The organism is Comamonas sp. 4034 (genome assembly GCF_050434545.1).
GTDB lineage: Bacteria > Pseudomonadota > Gammaproteobacteria > Burkholderiales > Burkholderiaceae_C > Comamonas > Comamonas odontotermitis.
In genome coordinates this window covers 493362-509955 of the sequence record NZ_JBNDIT010000001.1, presented here as the reverse complement: position 1 = coordinate 509955, position 16594 = coordinate 493362, and the positions used below count along the sequence as shown (strand labels likewise).

Sequence of the window (16594 nt, the reverse complement as noted above, 5' to 3'; positions counted from 1 at the left end):
GCAAACGCCCTTGCCCCATGCGGCGTGCCGACGGCACCCGTATGGGGCGTCGTCAGCGCCAGCGTTGCATCAGGCCAGCTCGACCTGCATGCCTGCTGCGCGCAGCTTGTCCATCACTTCCTGGATATGCGCATTGCTGCGGGTCTGCAGCACGATGTCGATCTCGGTGTTCTGTGCGGCCAGTTTGGTGAAGGCGCGCTGGTGGTGCACCTCTTCGATATTGGCGCCCGCCTCGGCAACGATGGCCGTGATGCGCGCCAGCATGCCCGGCACGTCGCGCGAGCTGATGCGCAAGCGCGCCAGCCGCCCGGAACGCACCATGCCCCGCTGGATGATGGAGGCGAGCAGCAGCGGATCGATGTTGCCGCCCGAGAGGATCAGGCCCACCTTCTTGCCCTTGAAGCGGTCCGGATAGCGCAGCAGCGCCGCCAGGCCCACCGAGCCCGCTCCTTCCACCAGGGTCTTCTCGATCTCCAGCAGCATCAGCACGGCCTGCTCGATATCGCCCTCTTCCACCAGCACCAGATCGTCTACCGTCTCGGCCACGATCTGGCGGGTGATCATGCCTGCTGTCGCCACTGCAATGCCTTCTGCCATGGTGGAGACGCCGACGGGCAAGTCCTTGTGCTGCACGGCGTTGAGCATGCTGGGAAAGCGTGATGTCTGCACCCCCACCACCTCGATCCCGGGTTGGATGGCCTTGGCCGCCGTGGCAATCCCGGCAATCAAGCCGCCGCCACCCACGGCCACCAGCAGGGCGTCCAGATCGGGATGGTCTTCGAGCATCTCCAGCGCCAGCGTTCCCTGGCCGGCGGCAATGTCCTCGTCGTCAAACGGGTGCACAAACACCAGTTGCTGCGCGTCGGCCAACGCGTAGGCGTGGATGCGTGCTTCCTCCAGCGTGTCGCCATGCAGCACGACTTCGGCCCCAAAGCTGCGCGTGCGCTCCACCTTCACCCCGGGCGTGAAGCGCGGCATCACGATGACGGCGCGGATGCCCAACTGCTGGGCGTGGTAGGCCACGCCCTGCGCATGGTTGCCTGCGCTCATGGCGATCACGCCACGCAAACGCTGCTCGCCGGTCAGCTGCATCAGCTTGTTGCAGGCACCGCGCTCCTTGAAGGCCGCTGTGAACTGCAGGTTCTCGAACTTGAGGTACACCTTGGCGCCGACGATGTTCGACAGGGTGTGTGAATACAGGCAAGGCGTGCGTTCAACCTTGCCTTGGATGCGCTGCGCGGCAGCGCGAATGTCTTGGATGCTGAGCATGGTGGATGGCATTGTCAGGAAGAAGGGCCGCGCCTGCAAGCAATGTGCGTGTCATGGGGCACGGGCCGTTTTGCTCTGTTTTTTGATGGTGTGTTGCCTTGTCGGTAAGCGCTAGACGGCATAAACATGGTCGAAGAAGTTCTGCTCCAGCGCAACGGCGCGAGCAAAAAAATCTGCCGCGTCGGCCCGGGCCTGCGGATCGAGGCCCTCGCCCACGCGGTCCAGCTCGGCGCGCAGCCAGCCAACAAAGCCGCGGAAGAAGTCATTGGCGTGCAGATGGATCCATTCGGCATGCTCGAAGCGGGGCGGCAGTGCAGCGCCATCGCGGTCGAATGCATCCAGGTACAGGCCTTCTGCCACGCACAGCACGGCCAGGCAGTTGGCGTATTTCTGGCTGCGCGCGGCCTCCAGCATCAGCGCCTGGAACTGCACCGTGGGCAGGCTCAGTTGCGGCAGGTGGCGGTCGGATTCGGCCACGCCCAGCGCGTCAAAGCTGCGGATGAAATAGGTGTTTTCGTCGCTCGTGATCATGGCCGCAAACTGCGACAGGGTGACGCGCGGCGCAAACTGGTCGGCACTGGCAATGGCCGCGCCCAGCAGGGCGACAAACTGGTTGATGAACTGGTAATCCTGCACGAGGTAGCGGTGCAGCACGGCGTCGTCCAGGGTTCCTGCGAACATTTCGTTGATGAAGCGGTGCTGGGTGCAGGCCTGCCACGGCGTGCGGTTCAGTTCTTTGAGGGACTCGGAAAATCGTTGGCTCATGGCATGGTCTCATGGGCGCAGGCTTCTGCGCGGTAAGAACGCCATTGTGCCGCATCTGCACCAAAACAGCCCTAGGCGCTCCACCAGTGCGCGCCATGCGCTATGATTTTTGAAAACCGTTTCCTCCACAGAAAGACACGCATGACCTCTGCCATTGACCGCCGCCATGTGGGCGCCCGCCTGTCCGAAACCGCCATCTACAACGGCACCGTGTATCTGGCAGGCCAGATCCCGGAAAACAGCCCCGGCGCCGATATCAAGACGCAGACGCAGGAGGTGTTGGGCCACATTGACCGCCTGCTGGGCGAGGCCGGCTCCAGCAAGCAAAGCATCCTGCAATGCCAGATCTACCTGACCGATATCAGCGAAATCGGCCAGATGAACGAAGTCTGGGACGCCTGGGTCGCCGCTGGCCACACCCCGCCCCGGGCCACCGTGCAGGCCCAGCTGGCCAACCCCGCCTACAAGATCGAGGTGGTGGTGGTGGCGGCTGTGGAATCGGCCCGCTGAACCATTCCTCGCCCGGAATAACTGTTATGCGCAGGCGCAAGCCTGCAGGCCGCCAAAGCGCCGTCCACCGAAAGGCATGCCCATGGAAACGCTCCATGGGCATGCCTTTTGGCTTTTGAGGCACCTGCCGCGCATACCGGGAATACCCGCTGCATGCGCCGCAAACTCCTTGAGTACATTCTTGTGCACAAGATGAATAAATCTTGTATGCAAATACATTTCAAGGAATCCATTCCATGCGCCGCTTTGTCAAATCCCTCTTCGGGCAGGTGGTGATCGCACTCATTGTGGGTGTGATCGTTGGCCTGCTGACGCCTGAATACGCCGTCAAGCTCAAGCCGCTGGGCGACGGCTTCATCAAGCTGATCAAGATGATCATCCCCGTGCTGGTGTTCTGCGTGGTCGTGCACGGCATTGCCGGGGCGGGCGACTTGAAGCGCGTGGGCCGCGTGGGGGTCAAATCGCTGATCTACTTTGAAGTGCTCACAACCATCGCGCTGGCCATGGGGCTGGTGCTGGCCTTTGTGTTCGAGCCTGGCGTGGGCATGAACGTGGATGTCAGCCAGCTCGATCCGGCGGCCATGGCGGCTTACGCCAGCAACGCCGACAAGCTGACCAGCGGCGGCACGGTGGATTTCCTGATGAAACTCATCCCCACTACAGTGGTGGACGCCTTTGCCAAGGGCGATGTTCTGCAGGTGCTGCTGTTTGCGGTGCTGTTCGGCTGTGCGCTCACGCTGTTGGGCGACCGCGTCAAGCCGCTGGCCGATCTGGTGGACATGACGGCACTCGCGCTGTTCAAGATCATGGGCATCATCATCAAGCTGGCACCGCTGGGCGTGCTGGGCGCCATTGCCTTCACCGTGGGCAAGTACGGCATCGGCTCGCTCAAGCAGTTGGGCATGCTGGTGGGCCTGTTCTACGTGGCGGTGCTGTTCTTCGTATTTGTGGTGCTGGGCCTGGTGATGCGCCTGTCCGGCTTCAGCCTCATCAAGCTGCTGCGCTACCTGCGTGAAGAGCTGACCATCGTGTTCGCCACCACCTCGTCCGACAGCGTGCTGCCGCAGGTGATGGCCAAGCTGCGCAACATGGGCGTGCGCGATTCCACCGTGGGCCTGGTGATTCCCACCGGCTACTCGTTCAACCTCGATGCATTCTCCATCTACATCACGCTGGCGGCGGTCTTCATTGCCCAGGCCACCAACACGCCCATCAGCATGTCCGACCTGCTGACCATTCTGGCCATTGCGCTGGTCACATCCAAGGGCGCACACGGCGTGCCGGGCTCGGCCATCGTGGTGCTGGCAGCCACCTTGCATGCGATCCCCGCGATTCCTGCCATTGGGCTGGTGCTGGTGCTGTCGGTGGACTGGTTCATGGGTATCGCCCGTGCGCTGGGCAACCTGATCGGCAACTGCGTGGCCACGGTAGCCATCGCCGCCTGGGAAGGCGATATCGACCGCGAACGTGCCCATCGCGTGCTCAATGGCGAGCGCATCGCCGAAGATGCACCCCAATCGGCGGCACAATCGGGTACGTCCAAATCCCACGCCTGAGTCCATGTCTCCTGTCACCCCCACCTCCATCGCCGAGCGCGTTGTCGAAGCCATCCTGGCGCAGAAGCTCTCGCCCGGAGAACGGCTGGGGGAGCAGGAACTGGCGGATAACTTTGCCGTGAGCCGCACCGTGGTGCGCGAAGCCCTGATGCAGTTGCAGGCGCGTGGCTTCGTGCAGGTGCAGCCGCGACGCGGCTGGTATGTGGTGCAACCCAGCGCCGAAGATGCGCGCGATGCCTTTGCCGCGCGCCGCATCATCGAATCGGGCATCATCGATGCGGCCGGGCGCCCGATGCAGAAGGTGATCGGGCAGCTGCGCCAGCACATCGGCGAGGAAGAGCGCGCCATCCGGGGCGCCGATGCCGCCACCCGCGCCTTTCTGCTGGCCGACTTTCACGTATGCCTGGCCGAGCAGATGGGCCACCGCCTGCTGGCCAATACCCTGCGCGACCTGACCGCCCGCACCACGCTGGCCGCCACCCTCTACCAGTCGCAGCACAGCGCCGAGCAATCCTGCGCCGACCATGCCAGCATTGTTGCGGCGCTGGAGCGCGGCGATACCGCCCAGGCCCGCGCCCTGATGCTGGCGCACATCGGCCAGGTGGAAGAGGCGCTGGAGATCGCACCGCCCCCGCCCGAGCCGGAACCCGCACCCAGCGAACGCCTGCGTGCCACCCTGGCTCCGGTGCTGCGATGAACAGGCGCCAGCCCCCGCCAGCCGCCGCGCCGCGCCTGCTGCGCTTTCATAAGCCCTATGGCGTGCTCAGCCAGTTCACCCCCGAAGGGCGTTGGACGGCGCTCAAGGACTGGATCGACGTGCCCGGTGTGTACGTGGCAGGCCGCCTGGACGCCGACAGCGAAGGCCTGCTGCTGCTGACCAATGACGGCGGACTGCAGGCACGCATCGCGGACCCGCGCCACAAGATGGCCAAGACCTACTGGGTACAGGTGGAAGGCATTCCCACCGATGCTGCATTGCAACAACTGCGCGAGGGCGTGGTGCTCAAAGACGGCAAGACGCTGCCCGCGCAGGTGCGCCTGCTCGACCCGCAACCCGATATGTGGCCGCGCAACCCGCCGATCCGGGTGCGGCAGAGCATTCCCGATTGCTGGATCGAACTCATCATCCGCGAAGGCAAGAACCGCCAGGTGCGCCGCATGACTGCTGCCATCGGCCACCCGACCTTGCGGCTGATACGCATGGCCATCGGGCCTTATACGCTGGATGGCTTGCACCCGGGTGAATGGGCAGACTGCCTGCAGCCTTTGGCCTAGGGTCTCTCAAAAGCGAGTTAACGTGCCAGCAAAGGTACTGCTTCCAGCGCTTGGCCAGAGGGTAAATCCACCGCACGCCAGCCACGCCGCAGCGGCCAGGGGCGAAAGCGAACGCCCGGCAACACCTCAACGGCGCTGATCTGGCCCTGCAATACAGCCGCCAGGCGCTGAATTTCAGCGCCCCGCTCCCTCGCGCAGGCCTGCGTGCGCTGCCACTGCGTGCGGCGGTGCGCCATGCTCAGCGCTGCCAGCGCGCTGGGAACTGGCTGGCATTGCGCCATGCCCAGCAGCATCCACGCTCCCGCATCGCCATGGGTGGCCCCTTGCATCGCCTGCATGTGCAACGCCAGCGCTTGGGGCTCCAGCTCGCCAGCCAGCCGAATCTCCAGCGCATCATCCGTCCAACGGTAGCGCGCCGGAATGGCAGCTGTCATGACCGTAGTGCCGTTGCGGGTGCGAAGGCGGGCCTCCACCCGGCGGCTGCCTTGTTCCAGCAAGGGGCCCACCAATTGCAGCAGGGCAGCATCGCGTTGCTGGCGTGATGCGCTGTTGCCCACAGGTGCCAGCGCAATGCGAATGGGCACGCTGTAGTACCCACGCCATTGTTCACCCCAGGCCTTCTGGCTTGCCTGGTTCGGCGCCGCAAGCCCCACCACCCCCCGGTAGGCAGGGCCCACAACAGCGCCCAGACCCACCAATCCGAAGACATGGGGGCCGCATTCCAGGCCTCGCCCTGTCGCAGATGGCCCCAGCCGGTGGACAACTGGCCCACCAACCACACCAGCACGAACACCACCAGCGCGCAAAGCAGCGCCGTGCCCAGGGGGAGCACCTGCTCTGGATGCAGGCCCTCGGGCAGCCAGAACAGGGTGAGCCAGCCCGTTGCGCCGCCGATCAGCGTGAACAGCATTGCCGCAAAAGGCACCCAGCGCGGCATGCGCGCCGCCTTCTCGGCGGCCTCCGCACTCACCAGTGACTTTGCCTGCAACGCCCGTCCGATGCGAATGCTCTGGCACAGCAGCACGGTCACCCCCAGGCCCACCACGATACCGATGAGCAGCGGCGCCAGCAGCCACAGCATCACCAGCGCCAGCACCGCCATCACGCACCAGCCCAGACCCAGCAGCGCTGCGTTTCCACTTTGTTTTTGATAGCACTTTGCGCGGCAACGGTGTGCGCGTGCGGCATTTTTCAGCATGTCTTGGAGGGATGACGGGTCGCCGCACCTTATTCGGTCAGCATCGATATCGATATAAATCACCTGCTGGCGCTCACCAGTTGTTCGCCAGCAGCTATTAATTTGTGAGTATATGGGTTCGGGCAATGCTACGATCTCCAAGACCTTTCGCTTTCACCACGTGATCTCCTCACGCCCTACGACCAGGAGGAAAGCCTTGCACCGTTTTCTCGCACTCTGCCTGATGGGCGCTCTCAGCGCGCCATGGGCAGTAACGGCCCATGCCCAGGCCACCACAAACGCACAAACCCGTCCATCCACCCCTGCCATGACCAGCCTCCGCTTGCACCAGGCCGCTGCGGCCAATGATGTCTCCACGATCCGCCAGCGCATCAGGGAAGGTGCCGCCATTGACGCCCGTGACGCGCAGGGCCGCACCGCCTTGCTGGTGGCCACCCATGGCAACCATGTGGATGCGGCCAGGGCGCTGATCGAGGCGGGTGCCGATGTGAACGCCAAGGACGACATGCAGGACAGTCCGTACCTGTACGCCGGTGCGCGCGGCCATCTGGAAATTCTGAAAATGACCCTGGCCCATGGGGCCGATCTGCGCAGCACCAACCGCTACGGTGGCACCGCGCTCATCCCCGCCTGCGAGCGCGGCCATGTCGAGACCGTGCGTACCCTCATCGCCGCAGGCGCCGATGTGAACCATGTCAACCGCCTGGGATGGACGGGCCTGCTCGAAGCCATCATCCTGTCGGACGGTGGCCCGCGCCACCAGCAGATCGTGCAATTGCTGATCGATGCCAAGGCCCATGTGAACCTGGCCGACAAGGACGGCGTGACGCCGTTGGCCCATGCCAGGCAGCGGGGCTACCAGGCCATGGAAAAAATGCTGACCGCCGCTGGCGCGCGTTGATTTTCAAGACATTTATTAAATAGCATCTTCCACTGCCCCCGCCTGCGCCAGCAACTGCGCCACCCAGTCGATGAACACACGCACCCGGCGCGAGAGGTGCGTGCGGTGCGGGTAGAGCACATGCACCGGCAAGGCAGGTGGTGGGTAATCGTGCAGCACCTCCACCAGCTCACCCGCTTGCAGGTGGCCGCGCACGTCGTACTGCGGAATCTGGATGAGCCCCAGCCCGGCCAGGGCGCAGGCGATATAGCTCTCCACATGGTTGGCGCCCACGGCGCCTGGCACCACCCGGCTGTGTTCGCTCCCGCCCTCCACCCATTCCCAGGGCGCGGCGCGGCCAGTGGTAGGCGAGTTGTAGCGCACCACCTGGTGCGCCACCAGATCGGCCGGGGCCTGGGGGGTGCCATGCTGCGCCAGATAGGCGGGGCTTGCGCAGTTGATGAGACGCATGCTGCCCAGGGGCTTGGCCACCAGGCTGCTGTCGGCAAGCGGCCCCACGCGCAGCGCGCAGTCCACGTGTTCGAGCACCAGATCGACCGCGCGGTCGCTGGAGCCCAGATCCACCTCCAGCCCCGGGTGCTGCCCCAGCAAGGCAGGCAGGGCCGGCGCGATGAGCAGGCGTGCCACGCGGCTGGGCACATCGATGCGCAGCCGACCCGCCACCGCATGGTGGTTGGGGCGAAAGCGCTGCTCCAGGTCCTGCATCTCGTCCACCAGGCTGCTGGCGCGCTCCACCAGGGCATGGCCATCGAGTGTGAGCGCCACCTTGCGCGTGGTGCGATGCAGCAACCGTGTGCCCAGGCGCGCCTCCAGCTGCTGCACGGCGAGCGACACCGTGGGCCGGGGCAGCGACAGCTGATCAGCCGCTTGCGAAAAGCTGCCAGTTGCGGCCACGCGCAGAAAAATCTGGAGCAGGTCAATACGGTCCATGGTGCGCAGAGCAGGCGTAGATTGTTAGTAAATTCTGAATAAATATGGACTAAATTCTATATTTATCTTTGATTTATAACCAATTACGCTGGACACCTCTGATTCATGCACAGGAGTATTCGTTCATGTCTTCTTCCTCCAAACACAGCCTGCAGGGCAAGACCGTATTGATCGCTGGCGGCGCCAAGAACCTGGGCGGCCTGCTCGCCACGGATTTCGCCCAGCACGGCGCCAAGGCCATTGCCATTCACTACAACAGCGCGGCCAGCAAGGCCGATGCCGAGCAAACCCTGGCTGCCGTGCAAAAGCTCGGCGCCAAGGCTGTCATCCTGCAGGGCGACCTGACGACGGCAGCGGCGGTGGAAAAGCTGTTTGCCGACGCCGTTGCCGCCGTGGGCCGCCCGGACATCGCCATCAACACCGTGGGCAAGGTGCTCAAGAAACCCATGGCCGATATCAGCGAGGCCGAATTTGACGAAATGGATGCCGTCAACAACAAGGCTGCCTTCTTCTTTCTGAAGGAAGCGGGCAAGCATGTGAACGATGGCGGCAAGGTCTGCACCCTGGTGACGTCGCTGCTCGGAGCGTTTACGCCGTTCTATTCGTCGTACGCCGGCACCAAGGCACCGGTGGAACACTACACCCGCGCCGCCGCCAAGGAATTCGGCGCACGCGGCATCTCGGTGACCGCCGTGGGCCCCGGCCCGATGGATACGCCGTTCTTCTACGGCCAGGAAAGCACCGATGCCCAGGCCTACCACAAGAGCGCAGCGGCCCTCTCGTCCTTCAGCCAGACAGGGCTCACCGATATCGAAGACGTGGTGCCCTTTGTGCGTCACCTGGTGAGCGACGGCTGGTGGATTACCGGACAAACCATCTTGATCAACGGCGGCTACACGACAAAATAAGCAGACATGGCCTGCCCCAGCGGCAGGCCGCATTGTTTTCAACCAAGAGGAGACCGCCATGCACATGCTGCTGGTGATGGTGACGGGCGTGCTGCAGCTCGCCGTTTTCGTGCTGCTGGGCAAGCTGTGGGGGGCCGATGCAGCCAGCATGGCGACCGGCGCCAAGGCGTTCATCCCTGTGTGGCTGGCGATGACCCTGGCCAATATGTGGGTGGGTGTGAGCAAGGCAGGCTACACCGTGGCGCAGGAGCTGCCCATCCTGCTGCTCAACTTTGCCGTGCCCGCTGCGCTGGCGCTGGTGCTGGTCTGGCTGCTGCAACGCGCCTGAGAAAGTCGAGAAAGTGTTTACGCCACATTTGCTGCGCCGCAATATCGAAAGTTCTGGGTAAAGCGCACGCAATCCCGTACGCTGCCATGCAGCAGTTTGCGCAAGCGGACTGCCACATGGCGGCGTTGCCGTTGGTGCAGGCTGACGGCCGGGCACACTGTCACACCACAGTCATACGGCGCCCGCAGCATCCACCCACCTTTCGCTTTCTCAACCCTTGGTCGATTCCTATGACAACACGTACCCCCAAGTTCCACCTGACAGCGCTGGGCACGGCCCTGTGCGGCGCCCTGCTGCTGACTGCCTGCGGCGGTGGCGGCGGCGATGATGGTGTGCGCTTCCTCACCCTGGACGGCTACCAGCCCCAGGTGATCGCGCACCGCGGCTACTCCGGCATGTATCCCGAGCAGACACGCATGGCCTATGAGAAGGCCATCGACGCCGGTGCCGACATGATCGAGCTGGACATGCACCTGACGCGCGACTGCCAGCTGGTGGCACGCCACAATGCGTGGCTGGGGGACAGCACCAACATCGCCGACGTTGCCAAGACCAACGCCGCCGTAGCCGCCCGCAAGCGCACGGCCAAGGGCGTGCTGGTGGATGTGAAATACCCCGCCATTCCCGCCAACGGCCCCGCGCAGTACCTGAGCGACCAGATCAACCCCAGCGATCCCAAGTCGGTGCTCAAGGCCCTGGTGGTCGATGGCGAAGACCACAGCAACGACTGGTCGATCAGCGACTTCACGATGCAGGAGCTGCGCGACTGGATCGGTGGCACCACCCTGGACAACCGTGCCGACCGCCCCACCGAATGGAACGGCAAGCTGCCGCTCATCAGCGCGCAGGATGTGATCGACATCGCCACGGCCAAGGGCAAGGCGGTGGGCCGCACCATCCCGGTCTATGCCGAAACCAAGAACCCCTACTGGAACAACCAGCAGGCCATCGCCAACGGCTGCGGCGCGCCCGGCAGCCACCCGCTGGAAGACGCCACCCTGGCCCTGCTGGAGAAGAACAAGCTCAACAGCAAGGATGCCCCCATCTACATCCAGAGCTTTGACCCCGAAAGCCTGAAATACCTGCGCAAAGCCGGCATGAAGGCCAAGGGCGTGCAGCTGATCGACGGCAACGATTTCGACCTCAAGGATGGCTCGATGGTCTACATCACCACCGATGAGTGGACCTTCATCAGCGGCCGCCCCTATAGCTGGACGCTGGCCGGTGATGCGCGCACCTTCGCCGTCATGCAGACCCCGGCGGGCCTCGCCGAAATCAAGACCTATGCCGACGGCATCGGCCCCTGGAAACCCCAGGTGCTGGCCCACTCGGTGGTGCCGTACAAGGAAGGCGCGGGCCTCAAGGACGTGAACACCCTCAAGGACACCGGCCTGATTGCCAACGCGCACAAGGCTGGCCTGGTGGTGCACAGCTTCACCTTCCGCAACGAGGCAGGGCGCCTTGCCGGTATCTACAAGGGAGACCCGGTACAGGAGTTCCTCGCCTACTACCGCCTGGGCATCGATGGCGTTTTCACCGACTTCACCCCGACCGGCGTGAAGGCGCGCGACGCCTACATTGCCGAGCTGAAGGGCAAGTAAGCCCGCAAGCCCTCACCTTCAAAGTGCAAAAGGACGCCATGCGTCCTTTTTTGTTGCCTACGCATGGGCCCAGCCCGCCCTGCCCCTGCGCTCCACCACCCAGGCCAGCAGGTTGAGCAGCGAGCACAGCAACCAGTAGATGGCGCCCACCAGCAAAAACACCTCGGCAGGATGCACCATCAACCGCGCATTGACCTGGGTGGACAGAAAGGACAGCTCGCTCACGCCAACGATGTAGGCGAGCGAGCTGTCCTTGATCAAGGTGACCCACTGGTTCACGAACGACGGCAGCATCACCGGCAAGGCCTGGGGCAGGATCAGGCTGCGCAGCACCTGCCAGCGCGTCAGGCCCAGCGCGGCCCCCGCATCCCACTGGCCTTGCCCGACCGCGCCGATGCCCGCTGCCACCCCGTGCGCCAGGTAGGCACCGCTGACCAGCGACAGCGCGCAGACCACCGAGACACTGCCGGGCACATCCATATGGAAGAGCACCGGCAGCAGAAAGTAGATCCAGAAGATCAGCAGCAGCACCGGAATCGCGCGCAAAAAACCCAGCACAGTGCGCAACCACCGAGCCCACGGCCCGACTCCCATCACCAGGGCCACACCAAGCACCAGGCCCAGCACGGCGGACAGCAGGCCCGAGCTGGCGCTCAGAATCAGTGTCAGCAGCGCGCCGCCAGGCGGCCCCTCGGGGAAGGTCCCCACCAGCAGGTAGAGCCAATCGTCTTCCAATGCGGAAAAGTTCATGCCCGCCCCGGCTGTACCCGGCCCCAGCGGCGCCGACGTTCCAGGTGCTGGCCGAGCACCTCCAGCGCGAGAATCAGCACGATGTACAGCAGTGTGGTGATGCCATACACCTGGAAGGACTGGAAGGTCTCCGCCTCGGCCTGGCGCGCGCGGTAGGACAGCTCGACCAGGCCTATGGTCATGCCCAGCGACGTGTTCTTGATGATGTTCATGTACTGCCCCAGCAGCGGCGAGGTAATGGTGGCCAGCGCCTGCGGCAGCACAATGTGGCGCTGCACCTGCCAGCCCGTCATGCCCAGCGAGCGCGCTGCCTGAACCTGGTTGGGCGCCACACTACGGATGCCTGCACGCACCTCCTCGCCCACATAGGCCGTGGAATAGAACACCAGGCCGACCGCTGCCGAGATGAACTCGAAGGAAGGCCAGCCCAGGCTGAACCAGCCTCCGCCCAGCGGGTGCGGCCTGTTGAGCCAGGCCATCCACTCGGCTGGCAGCAGGCTGGGCACCCCGAAGTACCAGAAGAACAGCTGCACCAGCAGCGGCGTATTGCGGAACACCGACAGATAGACCAGGGCCAGCCCGCGCACCGGCGCCAGCCCGGAATTGCGTGCCAGGGCAAAGCCAATGCCCAGCACCGTGGCTGCGGCAATGACCAGCAGCGAGGTCAGCATGGTGACGCACCAGCCGCCGAGCAGCCAGTGCCAGTATTTACCGGCCAGCAGGTGCTGCCAGACCGGATCGAGCCAGAGAAGAAGAGGATGCATGTCTGTCAGCGCACAAAACCCGAGTCCCGGCGCAGGCCGGGATCAGGCAGGTGCCATGGCGATGGCTATGGCCGAGGGCAGGCCTCAGCGCTTGTCGCCAATCTTGAAATTGCGCACCAGTGGTGTCGCGCTTTGCGGACCGAACCAGGTGTCGTAGATCTTGCCGGCCCCGCCATTGGCCTCCAGCTCCTGCAAGGCAGTGTTGACGAAATCGGTCAGGGCAGCCTCGCCCCTGGGAATGCCCACGCCGATGTAGTCGCTGGAGATCGTGAAGGCAGGCACCTCCCACTTGTCGCGCTCCTGCTTGTTCTTGATGGTGGCCAGCAGGCCCACCAGCTTGGGCCCATCCTGCGAAATGGCCTGCACATTGCCATTGCGCAACGCGGTAAAGGCAAACGGCGTGTCGTCATAGGCCACCAGGGTGGCCTGGGGATACTTTTCGCGCAGCACGATCTCGTTGGTCGTGCCCTTGTCCACGCCAATGCGCAGCGCACTCAGTTGCTGCGGCGTGGTCAATGTGCCCTTGGGTGCGATGAACTGCGTGCCCGAAGCAAAGTACGGAATGCTGAAGCCCACCTGCCTGGCGCGCTCTTCGGTGATGGTGAAGTTGGCCAACACCAGATCAACCTTGCCCGCCAGCAAAAGCGGCACGCGGTTGGCCGGATTGGTCGGCACCAGTTGCAGCTTCACGCCCAGGCGTTTGGCGAACTCCTGCGCATAGTCCACGTCCAGGCCCACGATCTTGCGGGTCTTGGGGTCGACGAAGCCGAAGGGCGGATTGGCATCAAACGCCGCCACGCGAAGCACCCCTGCCTGCTTGATGTCCTGCAGGCGATCCGCCCAGGCGGCGCCCGATGCCAGTGCTGCCAGCGCAGCGGTGGCGACCAGCGCCAGTGTCTTGTTTTTCATATCGATGCTTTCTTGAACAAACCCGTGTGCAGCCCCTCGGGCCGCAGCACAGTGAAGTCAGTGTAGAAAGCCGAACCGTCGTCAGGCAACGACGTTTTCATTCAATCGATATGTAGATTTCGCATGTACAACCAGCGTTTTGTCCGCTATGCCATCACCCCAGATTGGGCGCCAGCTTGCGCCGCAGCTCCTCGATGTCCATGCCCCGGCGCTCGGCCATGTCGGCCAGCTGGTCTTCGCCGATCTGGCCCACGTTGAAGTAGGTGGCCTCGGGGCTTCCCAGGTAGAAGCCGCTCACGCTCGATGCGGGGAACATGGCCAGGCTGTCGGTCAGCTCCATGCCGATGTCCTTGGCGTCCAGCAGCTGGAACAGGTCGATCTTGGCTGTGTGATCGGGGCAAGCCGGGTAACCGGGCGCGGGGCGGATGCCCTTGTACTGCTCCTTGATGAGCTGCTCGTTGCTCAAGGCCTCATCTGCGGCGTAGCCCCACAGGTCCTTGCGCACGCGCTCGTGCAGGCATTCGGCAAAGGCCTCGGCCAGGCGGTCGGCCAGGGCCTTGAACATGATGCCCGAGTAGTCGTCCAGCGCGTCCTGGAACTCCTTGTCCTTCTTCTCGGCGCCGATGCCGGCCGTCACGGCAAACAGGCCCGCGTAATCCGCAATGCCCGATTCCTTGGGCGCCACGAAGTCCGACAGGCAGCGGCTGGGGCGCATCAGGCCATCGATCATCTGCTTTTCGGTCTGCTGGCGCATGCCGTACCAGGTCATCAATTCCGCCCTGCGCGATTCGTCGCTGTAGAACACGATGTCATCGCCCACGCGGTTGGCGGGGTACAGCGCCATCACGCCATTGGCGGTGAGCCAGCGGCCCTCGATGATCTTCTTGAGCATGGCCTGCGCATCGGCCAGCACCTTGCGCGCTTCCTCGCCCACCACCTCGTCGTCAAGAATGGCGGGGTAGGACCCAGCCAGGTCCCAGGTCTGGAAGAACGGTGCCCAGTCGATGTAGCGGGCGATCTCGGCCAGGTCGAAATTCTTGAACACGCGGCGGCCCAGTGCGCGCGGCACCACAGGCGGGTGGGCGGCAAAATCCATGGGCGTGGCGTTGGCGCGTGCCTTCTCCAGGGGCCACAGTGGCGTCTTCTTCTTGTTGGCGTGCTGGTGGCGCACCTTGTCGTAATCAGCCTCCAGCTCGCTCAGGTAGGCCTGCTTGCCTTCGCCCAGCAGGCTTTGCGCGACGCTTACGCTGCGCGAGGCATCAGGCACGTAGACCACGGGGCCGTCGTACTTGGGCGCAATCTTGACGGCCGTGTGCACCCGCGAGCAGGTGGCCCCACCGATCAGGAGCGGAATCTTCTTGATGCGGAAGTAGTCGTCCTTGTCCATCTCGCCCGCCACGTACTGCATCTCTTCGAGGCTGGGGGTGATCAGGCCTGACAGGCCGATGATGTCTGCGCCCTCGGCCTTGGCGCGGGCCAGGATCTCGTGGCAGGGCACCATCACGCCCATGTTGATGACCTCGAAGTTGTTGCACTGCAACACCACGGTGACGATGTTCTTGCCGATGTCGTGCACATCGCCCTTGACGGTGGCGATGACGATCTTGCCCTTGCTCGATACGTCCAGGCCCGCTGCTTCCTGCTGGCGCTTTTCTTCTTCGATATAGGGAATGAGGTGGGCCACGGCCTGTTTCATCACCCGCGCACTCTTGACCACCTGGGGCAGGAACATCTTGCCCGCGCCGAAGAGGTCGCCCACGATGTTCATGCCGTCCATCAGCGGGCCTTCGATCACGTGCAGCGGGCGTCCGCCCCCTTGCACCACGATCTGCTGGTAGGCCTCTTCGGTATCGGAGACGATGAAATCGGTGATGCCGTGCACCAGCGCATGCGACAGGCGCTCGCCCACGGTCTTGGGGTGCTCGGGCGTGCCGCGCCATTCGAGCTTCTTGCTATCGTCCTTGGCTGCGCCCTTGGCGGCTTCGGCGATCTCCAGCAGGCGCTCGGCGGCGTCGGGGCGGCGGTTGAGCACCACGTCTTCCACGCGCTCGCGCAGTTGCGGCTCCAGGTCGTCGTAGACGCCCACCATGCCGGCATTGACGATGCCCATGTCCATGCCCGCCTGGATGGCGTGGTAGAGGAACACGGTATGGATGGCCTCGCGCACCGGGTCATTGCCGCGGAAGGAAAAGCTCACGTTGGAGACGCCACCGCTCACCTTGGCGCCAGGCAGGTTCTGCTTGATCCAGCGCGTGGCCTCGATGAACTCGACCGCGTAGTTGTTGTGCTCCTCGATCCCGGTGGCGACGGCAAAGATATTGGGGTCGAAGATGATGTCTTCAGGCGAAAAACCCACTTCATCGACCAGCACGCGGTAGGCGCGCTCGCAGATCTCGACCTTGCGCTGGTAGGTGTCTGCCTGGCCTTTTTCATCGAAGGCCATGACCACGGCGGCTGCGCCGTAGCGCTTGATCAGCTTGGCCTCGTGCTTGAACTTGTCCACCCCCTCCTTCATGGAGATGGAATTGACGATGCCCTTGCCCTGCAGGCAGCGCAGACCGGCCTCGATGACCTCCCATTTGGACGAATCGACCATCACCGGCACCTTGGCAATGTCGGGTTCGGAGGCAATCAGGTTCAGAAAGCGCACCATGGCGGCCTTGCTGTCGAGCATGGCCTCGTCCATGTTCACGTCGATGACCTGGGCGCCGTTTTCCACCTGCTGGCGTGCCACCGACAGCGCCTCCTCGTACTGCTCGTTGAGGATCATGCGCGCGAAAGCCTTGGAGCCGGTGACGTTGGTGCGCTCACCCACGTTGACGAACAGCGTGCCCTCGCCGATGAAGACGGGCTCCAGGCCCGACAGGCGCATGGGTGGGACGGAAATGGGAGAAGCAGACGCGGACATGGGGCTCACCTGTGAAAACCAG

At 64.0% G+C, this 16594-nt stretch carries 17 protein-coding genes; 8 read left to right on the top strand and 9 right to left on the bottom strand.

Annotation, left to right across the window (positions count from 1 at the left end; all coding sequences use genetic code 11):
- Positions 1-69: 69 nt before the first annotated feature.
- Entirely contained in the window at positions 70-1269 is a 1200-nt protein-coding gene (locus ABIE32_RS02295) for a threonine ammonia-lyase (protein ID WP_429013479.1), read from the bottom strand.
- A gap of 111 nt (positions 1270-1380) precedes the next feature.
- Entirely contained in the window at positions 1381-2034 is a 654-nt protein-coding gene (locus ABIE32_RS02290) for a TenA family protein (RefSeq protein WP_429013477.1), read from the bottom strand.
- A 141-nt stretch (positions 2035-2175) separates the two neighbouring features.
- Between ABIE32_RS02290 and ABIE32_RS02285 the strand changes: the two genes are divergently transcribed.
- The 4 genes from ABIE32_RS02285 to ABIE32_RS02270 all read left to right on the top strand — a co-directional run bounded on the left by ABIE32_RS02285 (position 2176) and on the right by ABIE32_RS02270 (position 5375).
- Positions 2176-2544 carry a RidA family protein gene (locus tag ABIE32_RS02285; RefSeq protein WP_184705051.1) on the top strand — a complete coding sequence of 123 codons (369 nt, stop codon included), beginning with the start codon at positions 2176-2178 and terminating at the stop codon, positions 2542-2544.
- Between the two features lie 236 nt (positions 2545-2780).
- Positions 2781-4100: a C4-dicarboxylate transporter DctA gene (locus tag ABIE32_RS02280; protein ID WP_224150934.1), complete on the top strand. Its 1320-nt coding sequence runs from the start codon at positions 2781-2783 to the stop codon at positions 4098-4100.
- A gap of 4 nt (positions 4101-4104) precedes the next feature.
- Positions 4105-4797 carry a GntR family transcriptional regulator gene (locus tag ABIE32_RS02275; protein ID WP_429013473.1) on the top strand — a complete coding sequence of 231 codons (693 nt, stop codon included), beginning with the start codon at positions 4105-4107 and terminating at the stop codon, positions 4795-4797.
- Positions 4794-5375 (top strand): pseudouridine synthase, encoded by a 582-nt coding sequence (locus ABIE32_RS02270; protein ID WP_429013471.1) that lies wholly within the window; start codon positions 4794-4796, stop codon positions 5373-5375. Before ABIE32_RS02275 ends, ABIE32_RS02270 begins: the two co-directional genes overlap by 4 nt.
- Before the next feature lie 17 nt (positions 5376-5392).
- Here ABIE32_RS02270 and ABIE32_RS02265 read toward each other — a convergent pair whose 3' ends face one another.
- Both ABIE32_RS02265 and ABIE32_RS02260 read right to left on the bottom strand, forming a co-directional pair.
- Positions 5393-5809 (bottom strand): hypothetical protein, encoded by a 417-nt coding sequence (locus ABIE32_RS02265; RefSeq protein WP_429013468.1) that lies wholly within the window; start codon positions 5807-5809, stop codon positions 5393-5395.
- The gene (locus ABIE32_RS02260; RefSeq protein WP_429013466.1) at positions 5806-6573 is read right to left on the bottom strand and encodes a hypothetical protein; all 768 of its coding nucleotides are present in this window, start codon (positions 6571-6573) and stop codon (positions 5806-5808) included. Before ABIE32_RS02260 ends, ABIE32_RS02265 begins: the two co-directional genes overlap by 4 nt.
- 223 nt (positions 6574-6796) lie before the next feature.
- On the opposite strand from ABIE32_RS02260, the gene ABIE32_RS02255 reads away from it, so the two are divergent.
- Entirely contained in the window at positions 6797-7474 is a 678-nt protein-coding gene (locus tag ABIE32_RS02255; RefSeq protein ID WP_429013634.1) for an ankyrin repeat domain-containing protein, read from the top strand.
- Positions 7475-7489: 15 nt separating this feature from the next.
- Here the strand turns inward: ABIE32_RS02255 and ABIE32_RS02250 are convergent, their stop codons facing one another.
- Positions 7490-8404 (bottom strand): LysR substrate-binding domain-containing protein, encoded by a 915-nt coding sequence (locus ABIE32_RS02250; protein ID WP_429013463.1) that lies wholly within the window; start codon positions 8402-8404, stop codon positions 7490-7492.
- Between the two features lie 125 nt (positions 8405-8529).
- Here ABIE32_RS02250 and ABIE32_RS02245 point away from each other — a divergent pair, with 125 nt between their 5' ends.
- From ABIE32_RS02245 to ABIE32_RS02235, 3 genes are all read left to right on the top strand, one after another.
- Entirely contained in the window at positions 8530-9312 is a 783-nt protein-coding gene (locus ABIE32_RS02245) for an SDR family oxidoreductase (protein ID WP_429013460.1), read from the top strand.
- Between the two features lie 58 nt (positions 9313-9370).
- A complete protein-coding gene (locus ABIE32_RS02240) occupies positions 9371-9640 on the top strand; it encodes a hypothetical protein (RefSeq protein ID WP_224150927.1) in 270 nt (89 codons plus the stop codon).
- 230 nt (positions 9641-9870) lie between these two features.
- Positions 9871-11241 carry a glycerophosphodiester phosphodiesterase family protein gene (locus tag ABIE32_RS02235; protein WP_224150926.1) on the top strand — a complete coding sequence of 457 codons (1371 nt, stop codon included), beginning with the start codon at positions 9871-9873 and terminating at the stop codon, positions 11239-11241.
- A 57-nt stretch (positions 11242-11298) separates the two neighbouring features.
- On the opposite strand, the gene ABIE32_RS02230 is transcribed toward ABIE32_RS02235, so the two are convergent.
- From ABIE32_RS02230 to metH, 4 genes are all read right to left on the bottom strand, one after another.
- The gene (locus tag ABIE32_RS02230) at positions 11299-11991 is read right to left on the bottom strand and encodes an amino acid ABC transporter permease (RefSeq protein WP_429013456.1); all 693 of its coding nucleotides are present in this window, start codon (positions 11989-11991) and stop codon (positions 11299-11301) included.
- The gene (locus tag ABIE32_RS02225; RefSeq protein ID WP_429013454.1) at positions 11988-12755 is read right to left on the bottom strand and encodes an amino acid ABC transporter permease; all 768 of its coding nucleotides are present in this window, start codon (positions 12753-12755) and stop codon (positions 11988-11990) included. The genes ABIE32_RS02230 and ABIE32_RS02225 overlap by 4 nt, the downstream gene beginning before the upstream one ends.
- Positions 12756-12839: 84 nt before the next feature.
- Positions 12840-13664 carry an ABC transporter substrate-binding protein gene (locus ABIE32_RS02220; RefSeq protein WP_429013451.1) on the bottom strand — a complete coding sequence of 275 codons (825 nt, stop codon included), beginning with the start codon at positions 13662-13664 and terminating at the stop codon, positions 12840-12842.
- Positions 13665-13818: 154 nt separating this feature from the next.
- Positions 13819-16572 (bottom strand): methionine synthase, encoded by a 2754-nt coding sequence (gene metH / locus ABIE32_RS02215; RefSeq protein WP_429013448.1) that lies wholly within the window; start codon positions 16570-16572, stop codon positions 13819-13821.
- Positions 16573-16594: the final 22 nt, after the last annotated feature.

What these genes read in the sequence shown, in the direction of transcription:
- ABIE32_RS02295 (WP_429013479.1), bottom strand. Translation starts at nt 1,269, where the DNA reads ATGCTCAGCATCCAAGACATTCGCGCTGCCGCGCAGCGCATCCAAGGC.
- ABIE32_RS02290 (WP_429013477.1), bottom strand. Translation starts at nt 2,034, where the DNA reads ATGAGCCAACGATTTTCCGAGTCCCTCAAAGAACTGAACCGCACGCCG.
- ABIE32_RS02285 (WP_184705051.1), top strand. Translation starts at nt 2,176, where the DNA reads ATGACCTCTGCCATTGACCGCCGCCATGTGGGCGCCCGCCTGTCCGAA.
- ABIE32_RS02280 (WP_224150934.1), top strand. Translation starts at nt 2,781, where the DNA reads ATGCGCCGCTTTGTCAAATCCCTCTTCGGGCAGGTGGTGATCGCACTC.
- ABIE32_RS02275 (WP_429013473.1), top strand. Translation starts at nt 4,105, where the DNA reads ATGTCTCCTGTCACCCCCACCTCCATCGCCGAGCGCGTTGTCGAAGCC.
- ABIE32_RS02270 (WP_429013471.1), top strand. Translation starts at nt 4,794, where the DNA reads ATGAACAGGCGCCAGCCCCCGCCAGCCGCCGCGCCGCGCCTGCTGCGC.
- ABIE32_RS02265 (WP_429013468.1), bottom strand. Translation starts at nt 5,809, where the DNA reads ATGACAGCTGCCATTCCGGCGCGCTACCGTTGGACGGATGATGCGCTG.
- ABIE32_RS02260 (WP_429013466.1), bottom strand. Translation starts at nt 6,573, where the DNA reads ATGCTGAAAAATGCCGCACGCGCACACCGTTGCCGCGCAAAGTGCTAT.
- ABIE32_RS02255 (WP_429013634.1), top strand. Translation starts at nt 6,797, where the DNA reads ATGGGCGCTCTCAGCGCGCCATGGGCAGTAACGGCCCATGCCCAGGCC.
- ABIE32_RS02250 (WP_429013463.1), bottom strand. Translation starts at nt 8,404, where the DNA reads ATGGACCGTATTGACCTGCTCCAGATTTTTCTGCGCGTGGCCGCAACT.
- ABIE32_RS02245 (WP_429013460.1), top strand. Translation starts at nt 8,530, where the DNA reads ATGTCTTCTTCCTCCAAACACAGCCTGCAGGGCAAGACCGTATTGATC.
- ABIE32_RS02240 (WP_224150927.1), top strand. Translation starts at nt 9,371, where the DNA reads ATGCACATGCTGCTGGTGATGGTGACGGGCGTGCTGCAGCTCGCCGTT.
- ABIE32_RS02235 (WP_224150926.1), top strand. Translation starts at nt 9,871, where the DNA reads ATGACAACACGTACCCCCAAGTTCCACCTGACAGCGCTGGGCACGGCC.
- ABIE32_RS02230 (WP_429013456.1), bottom strand. Translation starts at nt 11,991, where the DNA reads ATGAACTTTTCCGCATTGGAAGACGATTGGCTCTACCTGCTGGTGGGG.
- ABIE32_RS02225 (WP_429013454.1), bottom strand. Translation starts at nt 12,755, where the DNA reads ATGCATCCTCTTCTTCTCTGGCTCGATCCGGTCTGGCAGCACCTGCTG.
- ABIE32_RS02220 (WP_429013451.1), bottom strand. Translation starts at nt 13,664, where the DNA reads ATGAAAAACAAGACACTGGCGCTGGTCGCCACCGCTGCGCTGGCAGCA.
- metH (WP_429013448.1), bottom strand. Translation starts at nt 16,572, where the DNA reads ATGTCCGCGTCTGCTTCTCCCATTTCCGTCCCACCCATGCGCCTGTCG.